This is a genomic window from Clostridium algoriphilum, from assembly GCF_020443705.1.
GTDB classification, from domain to species: domain Bacteria; phylum Bacillota; class Clostridia; order Clostridiales; family Clostridiaceae; genus Clostridium_AD; species Clostridium_AD algoriphilum.
Genome location: NZ_JAIZZK010000018.1, coordinates 37,114 through 57,222, shown reverse-complemented (window position 1 = coordinate 57,222; position 20,109 = coordinate 37,114). Strand labels below are relative to the sequence as shown.

22 protein-coding genes and 3 pseudogenes are annotated in these 20,109 nt (G+C 30.8%); 18 read left to right on the top strand and 7 right to left on the bottom strand.

The genetic code is table 11. From position 1 onward, the window contains the following. Nucleotides 1-36: 36 nt before the first annotated feature. Nucleotides 37-1,398: pseudogene (locus tag LGK95_RS13615) on the bottom strand (urease accessory protein UreH domain-containing protein); the annotation flags it as partial. Between the two features lie 299 nt (nt 1,399-1,697). Here LGK95_RS13615 and LGK95_RS13610 point away from each other — a divergent pair. Both LGK95_RS13610 and LGK95_RS13605 read left to right on the top strand, forming a co-directional pair. Continuing rightward, the gene (locus LGK95_RS13610) at nt 1,698-2,642 is read left to right on the top strand and encodes a serine hydrolase (RefSeq protein ID WP_226125334.1); all 945 of its coding nucleotides are present in this window, start codon (nt 1,698-1,700) and stop codon (nt 2,640-2,642) included. A 465-nt stretch (nt 2,643-3,107) separates the two neighbouring features. Then, nucleotides 3,108-4,832, top strand: coding sequence for a phospho-sugar mutase (locus tag LGK95_RS13605; protein ID WP_226125333.1), 1,725 nt, complete (start codon nt 3,108-3,110; stop codon nt 4,830-4,832). A gap of 75 nt (nt 4,833-4,907) precedes the next feature. Here the strand turns inward: LGK95_RS13605 and LGK95_RS13600 are convergent, their stop codons facing one another. Beyond that, on the bottom strand, nt 4,908-7,622 hold the full coding sequence (locus LGK95_RS13600; protein WP_226125332.1) for a UPF0182 family protein: 2,715 nt from the start codon (nt 7,620-7,622) through the stop codon (nt 4,908-4,910). A 363-nt stretch (nt 7,623-7,985) separates the two neighbouring features. Here LGK95_RS13600 and LGK95_RS22840 point away from each other — a divergent pair. Together LGK95_RS22840 and LGK95_RS13595 are read left to right on the top strand one after the other, a co-directional pair. Beyond that, nucleotides 7,986-8,054 (top strand): annotated as a pseudogene (locus LGK95_RS22840) (rubredoxin-like domain-containing protein); the annotation flags it as partial. Between the two features lie 72 nt (nt 8,055-8,126). Next, nucleotides 8,127-8,393, top strand: coding sequence for a cytochrome b5 domain-containing protein (locus LGK95_RS13595; protein WP_226125331.1), 267 nt, complete (start codon nt 8,127-8,129; stop codon nt 8,391-8,393). 136 nt (nt 8,394-8,529) lie between these two features. On the opposite strand, the gene LGK95_RS13590 is transcribed toward LGK95_RS13595, so the two are convergent. After that, nucleotides 8,530-8,724, bottom strand: a complete 195-nt coding sequence (locus tag LGK95_RS13590) for a YgaP family membrane protein (protein WP_226125330.1) — start codon at nt 8,722-8,724, stop codon at nt 8,530-8,532. Between the two features lie 162 nt (nt 8,725-8,886). Here LGK95_RS13590 and LGK95_RS13585 point away from each other — a divergent pair, with 162 nt between their 5' ends. Next, nucleotides 8,887-9,603, top strand: coding sequence for a ferritin-like domain-containing protein (locus LGK95_RS13585; protein WP_226125329.1), 717 nt, complete (start codon nt 8,887-8,889; stop codon nt 9,601-9,603). A 257-nt stretch (nt 9,604-9,860) separates the two neighbouring features. On the opposite strand, the gene LGK95_RS13580 is transcribed toward LGK95_RS13585, so the two are convergent. Continuing rightward, entirely contained in the window at nt 9,861-9,998 is a 138-nt protein-coding gene (locus LGK95_RS13580; protein WP_319001928.1) for a hypothetical protein, read from the bottom strand. A 17-nt stretch (nt 9,999-10,015) separates the two neighbouring features. Next, nucleotides 10,016-10,417, bottom strand: a pseudogene (locus tag LGK95_RS13575) (prolipoprotein diacylglyceryl transferase family protein); the annotation flags it as partial. A gap of 121 nt (nt 10,418-10,538) precedes the next feature. Here LGK95_RS13575 and LGK95_RS13570 point away from each other — a divergent pair. After that, nucleotides 10,539-10,703: a hypothetical protein gene (locus LGK95_RS13570; protein ID WP_226125328.1), complete on the top strand. Its 165-nt coding sequence runs from the start codon at nt 10,539-10,541 to the stop codon at nt 10,701-10,703. Nucleotides 10,704-10,931: 228 nt separating this feature from the next. On the opposite strand, the gene LGK95_RS13565 is transcribed toward LGK95_RS13570, so the two are convergent. Further along, nucleotides 10,932-11,135, bottom strand: a complete 204-nt coding sequence (locus tag LGK95_RS13565; RefSeq protein WP_226125327.1) for a hypothetical protein — start codon at nt 11,133-11,135, stop codon at nt 10,932-10,934. A gap of 489 nt (nt 11,136-11,624) precedes the next feature. On the opposite strand from LGK95_RS13565, the gene LGK95_RS13560 reads away from it, so the two are divergent. The 12 genes from LGK95_RS13560 to LGK95_RS13505 all read left to right on the top strand — a co-directional run bounded on the left by LGK95_RS13560 (nt 11,625) and on the right by LGK95_RS13505 (nt 19,771). Next, nucleotides 11,625-11,972, top strand: coding sequence for an ArsR/SmtB family transcription factor (locus tag LGK95_RS13560; RefSeq protein ID WP_226125326.1), 348 nt, complete (start codon nt 11,625-11,627; stop codon nt 11,970-11,972). Between the two features lie 45 nt (nt 11,973-12,017). Beyond that, nucleotides 12,018-13,034 carry a permease gene (locus LGK95_RS13555; protein WP_226125325.1) on the top strand — a complete coding sequence of 339 codons (1,017 nt, stop codon included), beginning with the start codon at nt 12,018-12,020 and terminating at the stop codon, nt 13,032-13,034. 30 nt (nt 13,035-13,064) lie between these two features. Then, nucleotides 13,065-13,292: a thioredoxin family protein gene (locus LGK95_RS13550; RefSeq protein ID WP_226125324.1), complete on the top strand. Its 228-nt coding sequence runs from the start codon at nt 13,065-13,067 to the stop codon at nt 13,290-13,292. A gap of 66 nt (nt 13,293-13,358) precedes the next feature. Further along, on the top strand, nt 13,359-13,913 hold the full coding sequence (gene sigZ, locus LGK95_RS13545; RefSeq protein WP_226125323.1) for an RNA polymerase sigma factor SigZ: 555 nt from the start codon (nt 13,359-13,361) through the stop codon (nt 13,911-13,913). Between the two features lie 92 nt (nt 13,914-14,005). Next, nucleotides 14,006-14,800 carry an arsenite methyltransferase gene (locus LGK95_RS13540; RefSeq protein WP_226125322.1) on the top strand — a complete coding sequence of 265 codons (795 nt, stop codon included), beginning with the start codon at nt 14,006-14,008 and terminating at the stop codon, nt 14,798-14,800. Between the two features lie 303 nt (nt 14,801-15,103). After that, on the top strand, nt 15,104-15,580 hold the full coding sequence (locus LGK95_RS13535; protein ID WP_226125321.1) for a permease: 477 nt from the start codon (nt 15,104-15,106) through the stop codon (nt 15,578-15,580). Nucleotides 15,581-15,585: 5 nt separating this feature from the next. After that, nucleotides 15,586-16,119: a permease gene (locus LGK95_RS13530; protein WP_226125320.1), complete on the top strand. Its 534-nt coding sequence runs from the start codon at nt 15,586-15,588 to the stop codon at nt 16,117-16,119. A gap of 46 nt (nt 16,120-16,165) precedes the next feature. Next, on the top strand, nt 16,166-16,930 hold the full coding sequence (locus LGK95_RS13525) for a cation diffusion facilitator family transporter (RefSeq protein ID WP_226125319.1): 765 nt from the start codon (nt 16,166-16,168) through the stop codon (nt 16,928-16,930). A gap of 1 nt (nt 16,931) precedes the next feature. Continuing rightward, entirely contained in the window at nt 16,932-18,098 is a 1,167-nt protein-coding gene (locus tag LGK95_RS13520; RefSeq protein ID WP_226125318.1) for an MFS transporter, read from the top strand. 139 nt (nt 18,099-18,237) lie between these two features. Beyond that, a complete protein-coding gene (locus LGK95_RS13515) occupies nt 18,238-18,543 on the top strand; it encodes an ArsR/SmtB family transcription factor (RefSeq protein ID WP_226125317.1) in 306 nt (101 codons plus the stop codon). 142 nt (nt 18,544-18,685) lie between these two features. Next, nucleotides 18,686-19,084, top strand: coding sequence for a thioredoxin family protein (locus LGK95_RS13510; RefSeq protein WP_226125316.1), 399 nt, complete (start codon nt 18,686-18,688; stop codon nt 19,082-19,084). Continuing rightward, nucleotides 19,085-19,771, top strand: coding sequence for a cytochrome c biogenesis CcdA family protein (locus LGK95_RS13505; protein WP_226125315.1), 687 nt, complete (start codon nt 19,085-19,087; stop codon nt 19,769-19,771). An 89-nt stretch (nt 19,772-19,860) separates the two neighbouring features. On the opposite strand, the gene LGK95_RS13500 is transcribed toward LGK95_RS13505, so the two are convergent. Then, on the bottom strand, nt 19,861-20,067 hold the full coding sequence (locus LGK95_RS13500; protein WP_226125314.1) for a hypothetical protein: 207 nt from the start codon (nt 20,065-20,067) through the stop codon (nt 19,861-19,863). Nucleotides 20,068-20,109 lie beyond the last annotated feature (42 nt).

Genomic DNA, 20,109 nt, shown 5'->3' with positions numbered 1-20,109 from the left:
AACTCTTTTTTTTAATTATTAGACCAGTTATTGTGGAGAACAACAACTAGCTCCAGCTGCAGGTACAACAGTATCTGTAGTTTTTGTAGTATCTATAGTTTTAACATCGTCAACTACTTTAATTACTCCAGTTATCATTCCCATCCAGCAGCTAAAATTTATATCTTTATCTCCTGGGGTGAAATTTATGACGTTCTCACCAGATTTTAAGCTTTTTTCTATATTAAGTGACGGAATCACGATAGAATTATTACAGGAAGTTAGCTGCTCACCATTTATTACCCACTTAACAGGCACATTCTTTTGCACATAAAGTACATTAGGACTGTATCCACTAGCATCCACAGTCATATTTATTATTTGAACACCGTTTTTGACAGTAGCTTTTGTAATTTTTCCAGAAGAACTAGTCTGATTAGAAGTATTACTAGCAAAAGCCATAGGGGATATATTAATGCCAGCAAGAGCAAGTCCTCGGTTACCCATAATTAGCCCAAGGACAACAATAAGAATTCCACCGAACCTTACAAGTTGCTTAGTATGGTTTTTATTTAAGAAACCAGAAGCAGCTCCAAATCCAAGCATTAAAGGCACCGTACCAAGCGAAAATATAAACATTGATGTGGCACCATTTATAGCACTACCTGTACCAAGAGCATAAAGCTGCATAGTTTGTAGTGGTCCACAGGGCATAAAGCCATTCAAAACACCTACAATAAAGGGAGTTCTCCCACTTTTCTTAATGTTACAAGAAGACCAAGGTAATCTTATGTTAAATCTTCTAAAAAGACTATACCCAGACATGTTGAGTCCCATGATAATCATAAAAAGTCCAGCGAACACTTGAAGAATCGCTTTAAACGATAATGAAAGAGAAAAAACAGAACCAAGAGCTCCAACAATTCCACCAAGGATTGTGTAGGATATCACACGTCCAAGATTATAAAATATAGCGGGTTTCAGAGAATCAAACTTGTTCTTATTTACTGTTGATATGCTTTGAGATAACATAATGCCACCACACATACCTACGCAATGTAGGGAGGTGAAAATGCCTACTATGAATAAAACTAAGTAGGAAGCATTAACAAGCTTAGAATTCATGTCAAAGCTGTTACCAGCCCTGCTTAAAAGAAAGATTGCAAGAACTATCACTAACATGCCGATAAGTTTAAAACTAGAAGAATTATCGGTAGTATAACCAAGTTTTGATATAGTGTCTTTAATCAGTTCAATATTGCAGGATATATCGTTAAATTGTAAAAATACACTTTCACTTTTGTAATCAGCGATTACCTTAATAACACCAGGTATATGCATCAAAGCCTTCTCTATTCTCGATTCACAGGAGGTACAGGTCATATTGTAAACTTTAATTTTCTGTTTTTTGATACTCATACGTCACCTCTTTTTTAATTATATTCTATGGTTTAAATTATAATCAGAAAGCATGAAGATTTTATGAAGAAGAAAGCAAATATTCAATTTTTATTTTAGACAATAAACAGTAAAAAAAATATATATCTTGACGAAATATAAGGTATAATGTAAAATTAGAAATAAATTTATAAAATATTAACATAATTATAATCAAAATGACACTCAAAAGTTATGGTTTAAAAATAGTAGTAATAGAAATCTAAATGGATAACATTTGTAAGTCTTAGATCTCACAGATGATAAGGGGGAACTGTTAGATGAGAAAAAATAATAGCATCATTTTGCTAGCAATAATTGCATTTTTTATAGCACTGAACATAAGTAAACATAAGGTAGCAGCCGTTGTAGATACTCAAGCGGTAAGTCATACATCCTTGAGTAATAAAATTAATAATGTCGTACCTATAAACGCATCTGGAACTAAATATTTATTCGAATACAAGCAAGACAGAATAAATCAAGATAATAAAAAACAAGCCCAATTGGATACTCTAGAAAAGAGAATCAAAACACTTGTAGGTGACAACATAAATAATTTTGGAATGGTTTACTATGATATTAATTCTAAAAAGTCTATTACAATAAATGAGGACAAGCAGTTTCTTGCGGCGAGTACGATAAAAGTACCTATAAACATGCTTATGTATGATATGGTTAAGGAGAAAAAGATTGATATAAATGAAAAATTAAAATATGACAAAGTTGATTTTGAAGATGGTGCAGGTGTGCTTCAAGGTACGGATCTAAGTAAACCAATTGCGATAAAGACATTAAGTGATCTTTCAATAATATATTCAGATAATATAGCTATAAATATGCTTCTAAGAAAAGTGGGCATTGAAAATAGATATAATTATATTGAAAAAATTGTAGGACATCCAATAACTCATGATGGTAATAATATTACACCAATGGATTCGTCTAAAATCTTAGAAAGACTATATTCAAATCCTAACAACAATAAATATTATAAAGATATAATTAAAGCCATGAAAAACACGGAGTACCACGATAGGATAGATAAATATATTCCACAAAAAATTGTAGCTCATAAAATTGGGGACTTTGCTCCATATGTAAATGACACAGCAATTGTATGCAATGATAATCCATATGTTCTTGTTGTTTTTACAAAGGGCATAAATGATGCAGATGATTTAATTGCACAAGTATCTAAGATGATATATGATGCGAAAAAATGATTGTTAGCTACCCCCCACAAAAAAAGAAAGACTCTTGTTTTAACAAATTATTAAATTTGCTAAAGCAAGAGCCTTTTTTAAAAGAAATGATTTTCCAAACTGCTTATAGTAACTGGACTAAATAAGTATATTGATTTGATGTATAAGAAAAAGAAAACGCGGAAGGCTTCCATCAATTATAAAGCAACAAAGAGAGTTCATTAATGACTTCAGAAGGATATATATATTATTAATTAATAACTACTTATGGAAAGTAATAACAAATATAATATTATCCAGGAGGAATTTTCTTCTGAAGTAGCATTAATGTATCCTATTATATTCTATGGTGAAACTTAAAATTTGTTACAAATATTAAATAAAATTGTAAAAAATATACTATTTTTATGGATAGACATATAAAATAATGGTAAAATCATGTATAATGTTATCTGATAGTAATTATTTGGAAAGGCGTGATTAAAGATGACTTATATAAAAAAATACGAAGAATGGTTAAATAACGAATTCTTTGATAAAGAGACCCGAGAAGAATTAAGCTCAATAACAAAAGATACAAAAGAAATTGAGGATAGATTTTACATGGATTTAGAGTTTGGAACTGCAGGTTTAAGAGGAAAATTAGGTGCAGGACTTAACAGAATGAACATATACATAATTTCAAGAGCGACTCAAGGTCTTGCAGATTATATTAAAGGTTACGGCACGGAATATATGGATAGAGGAGTTGCAATAGCTTATGACTGCAGACATTACTCGGCAGAGTTTGCAGCTAGAGCAGCACAAGTTTTAGCTGCAAATGGAATTAAGGCTTATTTATTTGAAGAATTAAGACCTACTCCAGAATTATCTTATGCGGTAAGAACGCTTCATACTGCTTCAGGAATAGTTGTAACTGCTAGCCATAACCCTAGGGAATACAATGGATATAAAGTATATTGGGAAGATGGTGCTCAAATATTATCATCTGTAGCAAAGGGAATAACGCAGAAGATACAGAGCATAACAGACTTTAGTACTATAAAAGTTATGGACATGGATGAGGCAAGAGAAAAAGGATTAATAGTAATGCTTGGAAAAGTTATGGATGATGAATATATCCAAAAAGTAAAGGGACTAGCTATTAGAGAAAATATTGATAAGGATATAAAAATTGTATACACTCCACTAAACGGAACAGGGAATGTACCTGTAAGAAGAGTTTTAAAGGAGAGGGGCTTTACTAATATAATAGTAGTACCAGAGCAGGAAAATCCAGATCCAGACTTTACAACAGTTGGATACCCAAACCCAGAGGATGTAAAAGCCTTCAAGTATGCAGAGAATCTTGGTAAAAAAGAGGGAGCAGAGTTATTAATAGCAACTGACCCAGATTGTGATAGACTTGCCATAATGGTTAGAGATAAGTTGGGTGAATATGTTGCATTTAATGGTAATCAAACAGGAGCAATACTAATAAAATATATCATTGAAGGATTGAAAGAAAATAAGACACTTCCTACTAATGCAGCTATAGTAAAATCTTTAGTAACAGGGGATTTAGGTAGGGCAATAGCTAAGAAATATGGTGTTGAAACCTTCGAAGTACTAACAGGATTTAAAAACATCTGTGAAAAGATTAATGATTTTAAAAGAGATAATAGTTATGAATTTATTTTCGGATATGAAGAGAGCATTGGTTATGTATCCGGAACTTTCGTTCGTGATAAGGATGCAGTAATAGCTTCTATGCTTTTATGTGAAGCAGCAGCTTACTATAAAACACAAGGAAAGACTCTATTAAATATAATGGATGAGATATATGAGGAGTTTGGATATTATAGAGAAGACCTAGTTTCTCTAGTTCTAGAAGGCATAGAAGGACAAGAAAGAATATCTAGAATGATGGTAGAATACAGAAAAGATAATCTAAAAACAATAGGAAGCGCAAAGCTTGTTAAATATATAGATTATGACTTAGAAAAGTCCTATGATGTAATTAAGGGAACAGAAGAACCTAGTGGAATAGAAAAAGCTAATGTACTTAAATTCTATTTTGATGATGACAGTTGGTATGCTGTAAGACCTTCAGGTACTGAACCAAAAATTAAAATATACATGTACTCAAAAGGAAAAAGCTTAAAGGCAGCAAAAGAAAAACTAGTAGAAATGAAAGATGTAATTATAGCTAAACTTCAAAGTACTAAATAGATACACAAAAAAAGTTTATAAGAATATGTAGATAAAACGAAAAACAGATGCAAAATTGCATCTGTTTTTCGTTTTTTATTTTTTTAATTGTGATAGCGTAGTGCCAAGTTGCTTAATATAATCTCCATATTTTGTCCAATCTAAACTTTTTTGGGCATCAAGTGCTTTTGTATATAAATCATTTGCCTGTTTAATTAGTTTGGTTTTAGCTTGGCTTAATGGAGCAGTAGTAGTTCCTGTTTCACCTGGAACTACTGCGTTTGGTGTCTTATAATTAAATATCTGTTCTAATCCACTTTGAATATTATCCACTAGCAATAACTTATTGTCATACGAAATTATTATCTTTTTCATTTCAGGAATACTATTTTCTCCGCTAGCCCTTAAATAAAGAGGCTCAATATAAAGCAGAGAATTCTTTATTGGTAGAATTACAGTGTCTCCATACTGTACTTGAGATCCGCCCGTATTCCATAAAGAAAGTTGTGCTGAAATTGTAGTGTCCTGACTTATCCTCTGCTTAAAGAGGTATGGGCTGTATACTGTGGTTTCTGCTGGAAATTTATTTAGGAACAGTTTACCATAGTTTCCTACATCCATCCTAGCCCCGAGTATTGCCGTCATGTTATATTTTCCTTTTATATTAAAATATTGTTGAAGTATCATTTCTTCATTATTTGTTCCTGGTAATTTTTCTACAATATATGGTGGAATGGTTGTTTTAAGTTCTCCGCCAACAGCAGATGCATTTTTGGAAACATCCCAAATATCTTCTCCATTATAAAACACTCCAGGATCAGTTACATGGTATTTTCCGAGTACTGCACTTTGAATATTAAATATATCAGATGGATATCTAAAATGTGCTTTTAAGTCAGCAGGAACATCTGATATATTTTTGAAAAGCTTAGGATAAATTTTTGCATAGCTTTTCACTATTGGATCAGATGAATCTACCATATAGAAAGTTGAAGTTCCATCATAAGCATCAATTACAACCTTAACTGAATTTCTAATATAGTTTACTCCATTTTGAGGCTGTGAGTACGGATATTTGTTTGATGTAGTGTATGCATCAAGTACATAATATAATTTACCTCCACTTATAACAGTATATGGATCCTTGTCGTAAGTTAAAAAAGGAGCTATAGTCTTTGCTCTATCGACTACATTTCGTTTAATAAGGATTTTACTTGTGCTCTTAATATCCCTTGATAGTAGGAAATTCAATTCCCCATTTTTTATTGCAAACAAAAGTTTGTTACCTAAATTCATTTTGATCCCGGCTTTCCCAACATAATTTGTTATTTTGTTGGCTCCACCTTGAGGATAGTCAAATTCGCTCACATTAGTATTTACTAATGCATAGTCATTTGTTTGTTCACCAAAATAAATTCTCGGATTAGTTAATTTAATATTTGTACTGTTAGCAATAGGCATATCTTTAATTACAAAATCAGGCTGTCCTTCTGATGTAACAGCATTAACTTTACTCATTACAACACCAAAACCATGGGTGTAAATCATATGAGTATTCTGCCAAGTACTTGGAGCTAATGACTTTGAGTCAATTTCTCTTGCTGCAAGAAATACTTGACTATACTTATTGTTTATTTTGTATCTATCTACGTCTACATCACTAAAATTATAGTAATATCTTATAATTTGAACTTGATTATAGAATTCAAGTGCCTGCGCAGCTGAATTTATTCTAATATTATTTATCGTCCTCTGATTATTAGAAATATCTTCTTGTTTCAAATCATTTTTAACAGTAAAAGATGTTGTAGCGATATTCTCTATATTAAAGGCTTTTCTTGTAAAATTAATATTGTTTTGAATATATGGCTTTTCAAGTTCTTTTTGATTTGGTTTTACAATACTATTTTGAACTACTGCAGCTGATATTACCTCTGTAAAGCTTATCAAAAATATAGCGGCAACTGCAATCATTATAGGTTTAGCCTTTGATTTTAAAACACTTATAAATATTACTATTGCAGAAATAATACATGCCACAATCAATATTTTATAAAATAGTAGGGTTGTATGAATATCCGTATAGCTTGCGCCATATGCAACTCCACTAGGGCTATACACTAAATTAAATGAATTTATTAAAAATCCAAGTGAAAGAAAAAGTGATATAAGCGAGAATATTATAGCAAGCTGTTTTCCTGAAAATTTAATGAGGTCCTTCATGAGTCCTTTTAAGTCGTCAAAAGGATTTGAGATTCTCCTTACAGAAAAAGTATCCTTTGCTTTAATTACAAAGAAAACTGTTACGTTAATAATAACTAGGAATACGAGTAACGTCATTATAGCTCCATATAGAGATTCAATTAAGGGAAGCTTGAAAACATAAAAGGATACATCTATATTGAAAATAGGGTCTTTCACATTAAAACTAACTGCATTTATGAATTGAAGAAGCATATTCCAATATGTAGATGCAAAGGTAAAAGAAAATACAAATGAACCAATTAAATTACAAGCTATAAAAATTTTATTTTCAATAGCCATTTTCTTGGGATTTACCTCAACCACCTTTTGTAAGTGTATGATACTCCTTTTGATGCTTTTATAATATAACCATATACTAATATAACTAATGATAAAAACAGGTATCATAAGCTTAAACACAGTAAGAATCTTTGTTTTGTATACTGAAAGGTAACCCACTTGATTAAACCACTCAATATTAATTATAAATTGAACTATGTTACTCAGAAATAATAAGCATACAAAAAGAATTATAATTACGGAAGATATAACAAACTTTTTTTTCATAGGACACCTCTTATTTATTTTTATAAGTTTACAAGTACTTTGTGCTTTGATTCGTAAGCATATTTAGGACATAATCCCTTCTAGAAAAATAGATATACGCATTTTACAGATCACTACAACGCATTGTAATTTCTTACACTATATTACCATAATATGTTACACTTTAGTATGTTTTTGTTTCTCTAAACATTAAGTTTATTTTAAAAGGAACTATTATAAGGAAAGGTTACAAATATGAAAATAAACAGGTGTAACGAGAATAAAGTTTGCTCAAAGGAGCTTTATCTTCCCATATACACGTATACCATTTACTCGTTGAGTTCACATGTACTCGTTCTTAAATAATGAATAGTATGGCAATGTATGAATTGTGGATATATTCATATAGGAAAAGAGGCCCCTAATTTTTGCCCACTATGTAAGTTCCCAAAGTCTTACTTTAAAATCTATTGTGAAGACTACAACAACATGGAAGGAAATTCAATGTATAACACATACAGAAATATGAATAATCATATTTTTGAAGATATTGGTGAAAGACAGCAAACATTCACATTAGAGGAATTATCAAAATACAATGGTATTGGGGGTAATCCTGCCTATGTAGCTATAAATGGAATAGTTTATGACGTAAGTTCAGTTAAAGCTTGGGCTGGTGGTGTTCATTTTGGTGTGTCTGCGGGAAAAGACGTAACGGAGGAGTTTAATACCTGCCATGGTGATTCAAAAATACTCGATAAATTACCTAAGGTAGGGGTAGTAGCAGGGTAACAGATAGCTTCCTTTTTATTATATAAGGGGAAGCTATTTGTTGTAAAAAACACTACTATGCATTATGTTCTTGTAGAATGGATTGCTTGACTGCAAAAAAAACTTAGCATTGAATTAAATGCTGTAGGAGAGGGGACTATTGCTTATTTTTAACGTCACAAGTCGAAATTCCTAAGACATCACTAAGGGGACAGTAGCGAATCAAACCTGTTATTATCGGTACGATGCCAACAACCCCCCACCAGCTTTTGTAGTATAGACCTAATAGAACGGCTGCAACTCCGATTACAATTCTAACAATTTGTTCAGTTCTACCAATATTACATTTCATTTAAACCACCTCTGAGATATTTTAACCGATATTTCTGAATCTAATGCAATTTATTGTAATAATATTGTCTTTGTCATAATTAGAATACGTTTTTCATATTATACATAGTATCGATTTAACAATTAGGTAAATAATAAAATTATTATTCACTAGGAGGTTTATATGTACAGAAATCCATATATGATGTATGATGTGAATTTATTGGAAAAATCCCTGGAAGGGGTTAAAGCAGCTGTTCAAGGTGAAAGAGAAGATGAATTATTCTATGACTATTTAATAAGCGTTGCTCCTACAGAAGATGAAAAGAAAATTATTGCATCTATACGAGATGATGAACGCGGACATAATAAAATGTTTAGACAAATATATAAAAACATCACTGGTGTAGATGTACCACCTGGTGTAGATGAGGAATTTGTGAAGCCGATTTCTTACCTTGATGGTATTAAAAAGGCTTTGTTTGGAGAACTGGGTGCTGTAGAAAGATATAGAGAAATCAGAAGAGGGCTTCCATCTAGAATGTATAGAGATATACTTTTCAACATTATAACTGACGAAATAAAGCATAGTGCTAAATACAATTACTTATATACATTAAACAACAATAACATGCAAAGAGACTTATACCCAATTATGGCATCTGCTATAGATACAAGCAAATTTAGCCCTGATGACTGGGTGAAATATATAAATCCCCTTGTAGTAAGAGCTCTAGCAGAGCAAAAACAAGGAATTAATATGGAGCACTTATTTCAAGAATTTATATTATCGGGAGTTCTTGTGGGCCTCGGTAATAATCCTCAGCAAGCAATTGAACAAGTAGAAGAGTGGGAAAAAACTGGTGTATCTAAATTACTAATGGAAAGTAAAATGAGATAATACCACATTCGTAAGCTAAACATCCCTTTTTACCAATGTAAGGGTTATTAAGGAGAATAAAATTAATACACATCTAATATTGTACAGAACACATATTCATTTCACATTCAAACTATAAGTATAATACTCACTATAGGTTCTCTAGTGCTTAGTATGGCAGCACTATAAGGGCCTATAATTATGCCGATTTAAAACATTGTAAGGAGTAAAACTGTGTACATATTGCTTTTTTTAAGTCCAACCGTTTTATGTAAAATTTATTTTGAAAATATCATTTTAAGAGATATTAAAAACATTAATGCAGGTACAATTATAACTCCGCCACCTATACCAAACATCCCACTTAATATTCCTGCGACAATTCCTATCAAAACAAACAATATAGTACTTGTCATCATATACCTCCCACATATTAAAGCTCTGTTTTTTTATTCTTAGATAAAATTAAGTATGTCACCCAGATTACTATTCCCAATAAACTTACTAGCTGAGCAATCCTGAAAGAACCAAACATTAAACTATCTGTCCTTAGTCCTTCTATAAAAAATCTTCATATAGAATATAAACCTACATAAGTAAAAAATACAATTCCAACTTTTTTAGTCTTTCTTAAAATAACCATTAGTATTATAAACACAGTAAAATCCCATATAGATTCATATAAAAAAGTAGGATGATAATAAATTCCGTCTATATGCATACCTTGTTGTATGAAGTGTGGAAAATTTTTAATAAAGTTATAAGATACAGGGCCTCCATGGGCTTCTGAATTAAAAAAACTCCCCCATCTTCCAATTGCTTGAGCAATAATAATTACTTCGCTTTTTCAACCAAATAATATAAACTATTAAGTTAATTATCCAGTTAAAAAACGAAAAATATGAACAAGCTGAAAGAAGATAATTTAGTTCAGGAGCTAAGATAATGCTATTAAAATGCTTAGAACTAGCAGTTACACAGAAGTTGTAGAGGTAACAACTATATCTAAAAGTACTTTAATAAGAGAAATGAGAAAAAGAGGTTGTAGTTTATATATATTTATTATCTTAATAAGTAATGGATACGAAACTACCGTTTCTTGCAGAATTATAAAATATTAGCAAGTCAGATTATATAATTTTATGTTTCCCATGATTTCATTGGATACTCTTTTAAATTCATTGATGATACCAATTAGTTTATGATATTCACTATTATGGGGTCCAGTAGAAGGCATCTTTATTTTATCAAAATATTTAAGAGCTTCCATATACCCTTAGGCATACTTCTAGCTTTTATCGGCTCAGCATCTGAATCCAAACCTATTCATTTAACGTACTTTTCTAATTTTACAATTCTATATCAAAGTTCTTGTATAAATTCACTTTACCTTTTTGTGTAATTTTTAATTCCCTACTTATTGTAGATTTTTTAATCCAACATAATTTAATCAATCCATTGGCAAGAGTATATCCCAGTTTACCAGCTATATGATAACTATTTTCACTCCAATCATAACATTTAATTCCACTTTGATCTTTTATATTTTCCATGTCTTGGTTTATTATTTCTAATTCAACTAGTTTATTTATACCTAATTCAGTAATATAAAATATATCATTTTTTAAGTTTATATAGTGGGCTTTTAAAAGAGCTTCTGTAAGCTTTATTCCTAATTTTCCGGCAATATGGTCATAGCAAAGCCTTGCCTTCCTTAAAAAACAAAAAGGCCTAGCAATTATGCTAGGCTAAAAAGGAGGAATGACTATGAAATTGTATATTTCAAACGAACTATATTTTGATATATTCATCAAAAAAAAACAAGCAAATATATTTGTTAACTATTTGGTTAGATTTCAGTTAAATTTAACTTAATGCTTAACAGCATATAAACTTTTAACAATGGAGATTCAAATAAAAAAGCAATAAAAATAGTTGACAAATAGTCCATTCAGGAATACTATGCTTATATACCCATATGAGAATATAAGCATAGGATTATTTGATTTAACTTAAAGGATGTGAAACTAATGGAGAAACTAATGAATTTATTTAAAGTGTTATCTGACGAAACAAGACTTAGAATTTTAGTCTTGCTATATCATAAAAAGCTCTGTGTATGCCAAATTCAAGGAATATTAGAAGAACCTCAGCCTAAAATTTCAAAGCACTTAAGTAAGCTTCGCGATATGGGCTTTGTAAAAGATGAAAGGCAAGAACAATTTATATACTATCGCATTGACAAAGATAATGAGCTTTTAAATGAGATACTTGAAAAAATAATCTTAAACCCAGAAAATTACTCTACGGTGAAAAAGGATTTAGAAATCCTTGAAAAAGGTGATGAATATACTGAAATGTTCAAAAAAAAATGTACCCCGAACAGTTAATTTTATAGAAAAACTTAGAAAACATTATAAAGGTAGGTGACTAATATGAATGTAATTTCGCAAATATTTGGTTGGATCAATAATGAAATTTTAAAAATGACTTGGCTCTCAAATCTTATTCAAGGCCTTGTAGAAAATGTATTTGGACTATCAATCAAAGAAAGACTAGGAGGTAGCATACACTTTTTCTTTTATGACACTATAAAAATATTTATACTGTTATCGGTGTTAATTTTCCTTATATCCTATATTCAAAGTTATTTTCCACCAGAAAGAACAAAAAAAATTCTTGGAAATATTAAAGGGATTAAGGGAAATATACTAGGGGCTTTACTTGGAACCATTACACCATTTTGTAGTTGCTCTAGTATCCCAATATTTATAGGATTCAACGCCGCAGGACTACCACTTGGGATAACTTTTTCGTTTCTTATATCTTCGCCACTCGTAGATTTGGCATCATTATTAATTTTAATGTCTTTCTTTGGTGCTAAAATTGCTATAGCCTATGTTGTTGTAGGATTGATTTTAGCAGTTATTGGTGGAACTATTATTGATAGATTACATCTTGAAAAATATGTAGAAGGCTATGTACAAGAAATTGAAGATGTTGATGTTGAAGTAATTGAAATGACTAGGCCTGAGCGAATATCTTATTCAAAAGAACAGGTAAAAGATGTATTTCATAAGGTTTGGTTATATGTTTTAATCGGTGTTGGGATCGGTGCTGCAATTCACAATTGGATACCTCAATCAATAATAGAAACTGTAGTTGGAAACAATAATCCTTTTGCAGTATTACTTGCTACTGCCGTAGGTATACCAATGTATGCTGACATCTTTGGCACATTACCAATAGCAGAAGCTTTATTTGGAAAAGGTGTAGGTATCGGCACAGTATTATCATTTATGATGGCAGTAACAGCGCTTTCACTTCCATCAATAATTATGCTTAGTAAGGTTGTAAAGCCTAAATTATTAACTATATTTGTAGCTATAGTTGCAACAGGTATAATTATAATTGGATATTTATTCAATGCATTTTCATTTTTACTTGTTTAAAATATTAAAAGTTTAAGAGGAGGAAATATTATGATAATTAAAGTTTTAGGTTCAGGATGTTCTAGTTGCAAAAAATTAGAGGAAAACACAAAAAAGGCAATAAAGGAGTTAGGTATTGAGGCAACTATAGAAAAGGTTACTGATTTCAAAGAAATTATGGCTTATGGAGTTATGAAGACACCTGCTCTAGTAATTGATGAAAAAGTGAAGATAATGGGCAGAGTGCCATCATCTGATGAAATTAAAAAATATTTATAATTTATCTTTATAATTAGGTATATAATATATTTTCATATAATTATTGATTGGAACGGGTGATGAAACTTGGATATAAAAGTACCAAGCCTTTGGGAAGAATTTAGCATACCACTTAAAAAGTTCATTAGCAAAAGGATTTCAAATCAACAGGATAATGAGGATATTTTGCAGGAGGTATTTTTAAAAATCAATAGTAATATAGTCACTTTAAAAGATAAACAAAAATTGCATGCATGGATATATAGGATTGCTAAGAATACGATTATTGACTTTTATCGTAACAATAATTATATAAAAGAGATCGAATTAATAGAGGATTCGATAAAGGTAACAGATGAAAATTTTTCTATGAATGAGGAAATATTAGGTTGTTTAAAACCTATGATAAACCATCTGCCAGAAAAATATAAACAAGCAATAATACTGACAGAATATAAAAATATTACTCAAAAAGAATTAAGTGAGCAATTAGGAATTTCTTTATCGGGTGCAAAATCCAGGGTTCAACGAGGACGTAAAATGCTTAAGGATATGATTTTAGATTGTTGCAGTCTGGAATTCGATAAAACTGGAAATATTATTGACTACAAATATAAAACAAAGGGATGCAAATCTTGTTAATATAAATGACAAGTATTTGCGTCCTTTTTTCTTTTCTTCCGTCTGTATATATGAATAGTCCAATATTAAAAAATAAATGGAGGGTGATTTAAATGGGTAATAATGAAGAAATCAGAGAACATATTCGAAAAAATTATGCTAATATTGCAATAAAAGGTGTTAAAGGGGGCGATTGTGCCTGTGGGTCCGGTTGTTGTAATGACAATGCAATGGATATAAAAGGAAATACTATTAATTTGGGTTACTCAGAAGAAGACCTTTTAGGTGTACCAATTGAAGCTAATATGGGACTCGGTTGTGGAAACCCAATAGCCATTGCAGCATTGAAAGAAGTGGAAACCGTTCTTGACTTAGGGAGTGGAGGAGGATTTGATTGTTTTCTTGCAAGAAGGCAGGTGGGAGAAATGGGATATGTAATTGGAGTTGATATGACACCTGAAATGATTAAACTATCAAGAAATAATCTTCGAAAAAGCGGATATACCAATATGGAGTTCAGGTTAGGTGAAATTGAGAATTTACCTGTTGCAGATGCGTCGATTGATGTAATTATTTCAAATTGTGTAATTAATCTGTCTTTGGAAAAAGAAAAAGTTTTTAAAGAAGCATATAGGGTTTTAAAATCTGGTGGAAGATTGTCTATTTCTGATGTTGTGGCAACTGCCGAATTACCTCATCATGTAAAAGATGACCTAAGCATGATGGCAGGTTGTATTGCGGGAGCTGAATATATTGAGAATATACGAGGAATGCTCCTAAGCGTTGGGTTCAGTAATGTTGAAATGATACCTAAGGATAATAGTAGAGAAATTCTTAAATCATGGGCTCCTGGTAAAAACATTGAGGAATTTGTGGCTTCTTATATTATCGAAGCAAAGAAGAAATAAGAATTAAATACAAGGAGCATAAATTAAAGATATAAGTCTAGTATAAATACTAGACTTATATCTTTATTACTTTTTTTAAGATAATTAAATATTTATGCATTGAAATCATTATTACAATAAACTATAAAATTAGAGTATTTAGTTAAAAATTTTAAATTATTAAAAATACTTTTGATAAAACATTGACATTATTAGTGATTCAGAATACTATAACAATATAAGTAATTAATTATATAGTTATAAGGTTAATGATATAAGTAATCTGGTTGGATCTAATAAATTTAAAAGAAAGGAGGAATTTAAATGAGCAATTACATTTTGTATGGGATAACAATTTTATTATTAGTTATTTCATATTACAAAGACAAGAAGAAAACAAAAATGGCACTGAAAAAGGCATGGAAAGCATTTGAAAATATTTTACCAGAATTTCTAGGGATTATTATGCTGGTGGGTGTTTTACTAGCAATATTAAATCCACAGGTAATATCAAATATGATTGGAAATAATTCAGGATTCTTTGGAGTTATAATTGCAGCTATAGTTGGGTCTATAACCTTAATACCTGGGTTTGTTGCATTTCCAACAGCAGCCTTACTACTACAAAACGGCGCAGGTTACATGCAAATAGGTGCCTTTTTATCAACACTCATGATGGTAGGGGTTGTTACTATACCGGTGGAAATTAAATATTTTGGTAAGAAACTAACGATTCTTAGAAATTCGTATGCTTTCCTATTTTCATTTATAGTGGCATATATCATTGGAAAGGTGGTTTAAGGGGTATGAAAAATTTATTAAAAAGATATAAATTCTTTATTGTAGCTGTAATTGCAGTAGGTATCCTTACTATTTTTAATGCTAATCTTGGAATGAAATCCTTTAGTATTGCAGCCTATAGTTTTAAGGAGATGGCGCTCGTTATACCGCCGGTTTTTGTACTTTTAGGGTTACTTGATATCTGGATTCCAAGACAAACTATGATGAAATATATGGGTGAAGGTTCTGGAATTAAGGGTATAATTCTTTCAATAATTATTGGCTCAGCAGCAGCGGGGCCACTCTATGGAGCATTTCCAGTAGCGGCGGTTTTTATGAAGAAAGGGGTGAAATTTAGCAATATTCTTATTTTCATAGGAGCTTGGTCTACAACTAAAATACCAATGTTATTATTTGAGGTATCCGCACTTGGAAGTAGGTTTGCAATAATAAGATTGCTAATAGACATCCCAGGCATAATAATCATAGCTTATTTATTATCAGCATTCATCTCGAAAGACGAAATTAGTAAAGTTTATAAGAATGCAGAAAAATTATAATAAGAAAGTATCTTTCTGAAAAGTCATATAGAAAGGAGCGGTTAAAATGGATGAAGACAATCATAAACACGGACATAGTCACGGTCATAGCCATGATGTTTCCAATGTAAAAGGAACAAATTTTATAGTAACTGTAATATTAAATTTGATTATAACAGTAGCAGAAATTATAGGAGGAATATATTCAGGCAGTTTGTCACTAATTTCAGATGCCCTTCATAATTTAAGTGATGCCATAGCTATAGTAATTAGCTATGTGGCTATAATAATTTCTAAGAAAGATATTGCAAATACAATAGGAGCCTTTTTATTACATTCAGAATCTGTTGATAATATGAATATTAAATCTGCTTATTTGCATTTATTCAGTGATGCATTATCTTCCCTAGGAGTTATAATTGCAGGAATTTTGATTTATTTTTATCAAATATATTGGATAGATTCAGTTTTAACAGTACTTATAGCACTATATATTTTGAAAGAAAGCTTCACTATAGTAAAGGATGCCATGAGTATTTTAATGCAGGGAGCACCAAAAGGAATTAAATTAAATGGTGTGGTTGATTTAATAAAGGATATTGATGGTGTTGAAAATGTTCACCATGTTCATTTATGGAGTTTAGATGAAAATAATATAAATTTTGAAGCTCATGTAAATGTTAGAGATATGCTAGTCAGCGAAACAAAAAAAATAGATGAGAAGATTATAGAAGAACTTCACGAGCATTTTAAAATAAATCACGTAACAATCCAATTTGAAAGTGATGGTTGTAGAGATGTAGGAATAATAAAAAAGAAAGGGATGTTTTAATATGGAAAATAAAAATTTAAATAAGAATAGTATTGTTTTATTATTAGGTTTGGCAGGATTTATTGTTATGGCAGATAACTGGGTAGTATCACCTATACTACCCGCCATAGCTGAAAATTTGAATGTTGATATAGCAAAAGCTGGGTTATTAATTTCTGCGTATATGATTCCTTTTGGAATATTTCAAATAATATTTGGTCCATTAGCAGATAGATATGGTAAAAAGCAGGTTATAACTTTTTCTATAATTATGTTTTCAATTGCAACTGGTCTATGTGCATTAGGATCTTCACTAACTAATTTAGCAATATATAGAGGACTTACTGGAATTTTTGCAGCCTCAGTAATGCCAATTTCCCTTGCACTTATTGGTGATATATTTCCTATGGAAGAGAGGCAACAAGCTATAGGCACATTTATGGGAATATCTTTTTTAGGCCAGGGGTTAAGTATGGCAATAGGAGGAACTATAGCGTATTTTCTAAATTGGAGAGGCGTATTTATAGCATACGCAGTGCTTGCACTAATACCAACTTTACTTTTAATATTAAATTATAAGAAATTACCTTCTGAAAAAAATCCTAATAGCGAAATATTAAAACCTTATTTTAGACTCTTATCTAATTCAAAGAGCGTATTTACTTATTTGATAGTTCTTTTAGAAGGTATATTTATAGTAGGGAGTTTCTCATATATAGGCGCTTATATAGCTAAAACCTATAATTATAATTACTTCAGAATAGGCATGATCTTAACTGCTTTTGGAGTAATGTCTGTAATTGGAGGAAGATTAAGTGGAAAGCTTTCTAAGAAATTAGGACAGAAGAAAGTTTTAAGCGCAGGACTACTATCTGCAGCAATTGCAGATATAATTATTTTCTGTTTTGGCAGTAATATCTACTTGCTAATTTTAGGGGTCGCACTACTTGGATTAGGATTTATCTTAACTCATTCAACGTTACTTACAAGGGCAACAGGATTTGCACAGAAATCAAGGGGTGCAGCAATGTCATTGGTTGCATTTTGCTTTATGGGTGGCGGTGGAGTTGGAACTGCCATTGGTGGAAAAATTATAACCACATATTCATTAAATAGTTTGTTTATTATATATGGAATTGCACTATTTGCAACGCTTATATTGAGTACTTTTTTAATAAGGGATATTTAATATAGGGCTGATAGCCATAATATTGAAATACTTATAAAAATAATATATACTATATAAGTATTTAATTAAAAATTATAATCACTCAAAGAAAGTATTAATAGTAATTAATTACTTCCTTTAAGTACAAGGAGGAAAAAAATTGAATCAAGATGATTTGACGGTAAAGATATTTAAGGCACTTGGAAACCCTGTAAGATATAAAATAATGCAGTACCTATGTGATGGTCCTCAATGTGTTTGTAAACTAAATGAAAAGATTGAATTTAGCCAGGCAAACTTATCACAGCATTTAAGAATTTTGAAAGATGCAGGACTGGTTAATAGTCAGAAGGTTGGTCTTGAGATGCACTATAGTGTATATAATGATGATGTGAAAGATATTATTGAGCATGTTAATAAATATGTTTTTGGATATGTAAACAATATGAAAAGCAGCGTAAAATAAGAACAGATTACTTGTATTTACAATTTGTAGTAATGTAGCTAGTAATAGATTATAGTTAATATGCATAGAACTATACATATTAACTAATTTTATGGTATAAATTTAATTATATAATTATATAATTATGTAAGGGGGTGCATTAATGAAAAGAATAACTAAAATTATTATAATTATTATTCTAATACTTAGTGTTATTGGAATTTGGGGTTATAAAACATATTTTATAGAAAAAGCATCTAATCAACCTACAGAAGATGTAGGAAAAGACAAACCTATGTTAGTGGATTTAGGAGCAACTACTTGTATACCGTGCAAAGAGATGGTTCCTGTACTTGCAGAGGTGAAAAAAATGTATGATGGTAAGGCGATTGTTAATGTGATAGATATAAATGATAATCCAGAAGAAGCTAATAAGTATGGGATAAGGGTCATTCCAACTCAAATATTTTTAGATAAGGATGGGAAAGAAGTATTTAGACATGAAGGTTTTTTCTCAAAAGAGGAAATTGCAAAAGTATTTAAAAATATGGGAGTTGAATAAATGAATGAGTTATTAAGTAATTTTGGAGGTATGTTAGCAAGTAATATTTGGCTTGCTTTAATCATGTCTTTTGTTGCAGGAATAATCTCTTCCTTTAGCCCTTGCGTACTATCTACAATTCCTTTAGTAGTAGGTTATGTTGGCGGGTATGCAGGCAAAGATAAAAAACTTGCTTTTAAATATTCACTTATATTTTGTGTTGGAATTGTAATTACTTTCACTACCTTTGGAGCACTTTCTGCAATACTCGGAAAGCTTATGACAGGAACTGGTAAATGGTGGTATATAGTTCTTGGATTAATTATGCTTATAGTTGCACTTCAATTACTAGGTGTAATAGACTTTAAGAGTAACTCATGTAAAATGCCAAATAAAAGAGTTGGACTTCTAGGAGCCTTTTTCCTCGGAATACTTGGAGGAGTACTATCCTCACCGTGTTCTACTCCCATATTAGTGGCTATCTTAGCCTTTGTGGCTGGGGAAGGAAATATACTAGTAGGTATATTAATGCTACTTTTATATTCCATTGGTCATTGCACTTTGATTTTAATTGCAGGCACCTCGGTAGGCTTTGTGGAAGCCATAAGCAATTCTAAGAAAACTTTATTTGTTGGTAAAATACTAAAAACTATATTGGCAATTATTGTGATGTTTTTAGGATTATACCTAATTTACATTGGGATATAGTAAATTTATATTGGTCAGTACGGAAGCCTTAAAAGCGGGTACAGCCGACATACATGCAAAAATGAGCCACATCATGGATAATAGTTCCATTATGTGGCTGTATATAACTCTACTTCTCTATATTTTAAATAATATGATATTACCCCTGCTATAACAAATATTAGTAAACATAATAATATAATACTTGCCCCCAAAATCAAATTCAGCATTTTAAATATTTCCATTCCAAACATATATTCTTTGAACACGCTTTCTATCTTACCATTACAATTCAATACATCTATTTTAATTTCCAAAGCAGTATTTCTTAAACTTACATATATTACTAAAATTAATTT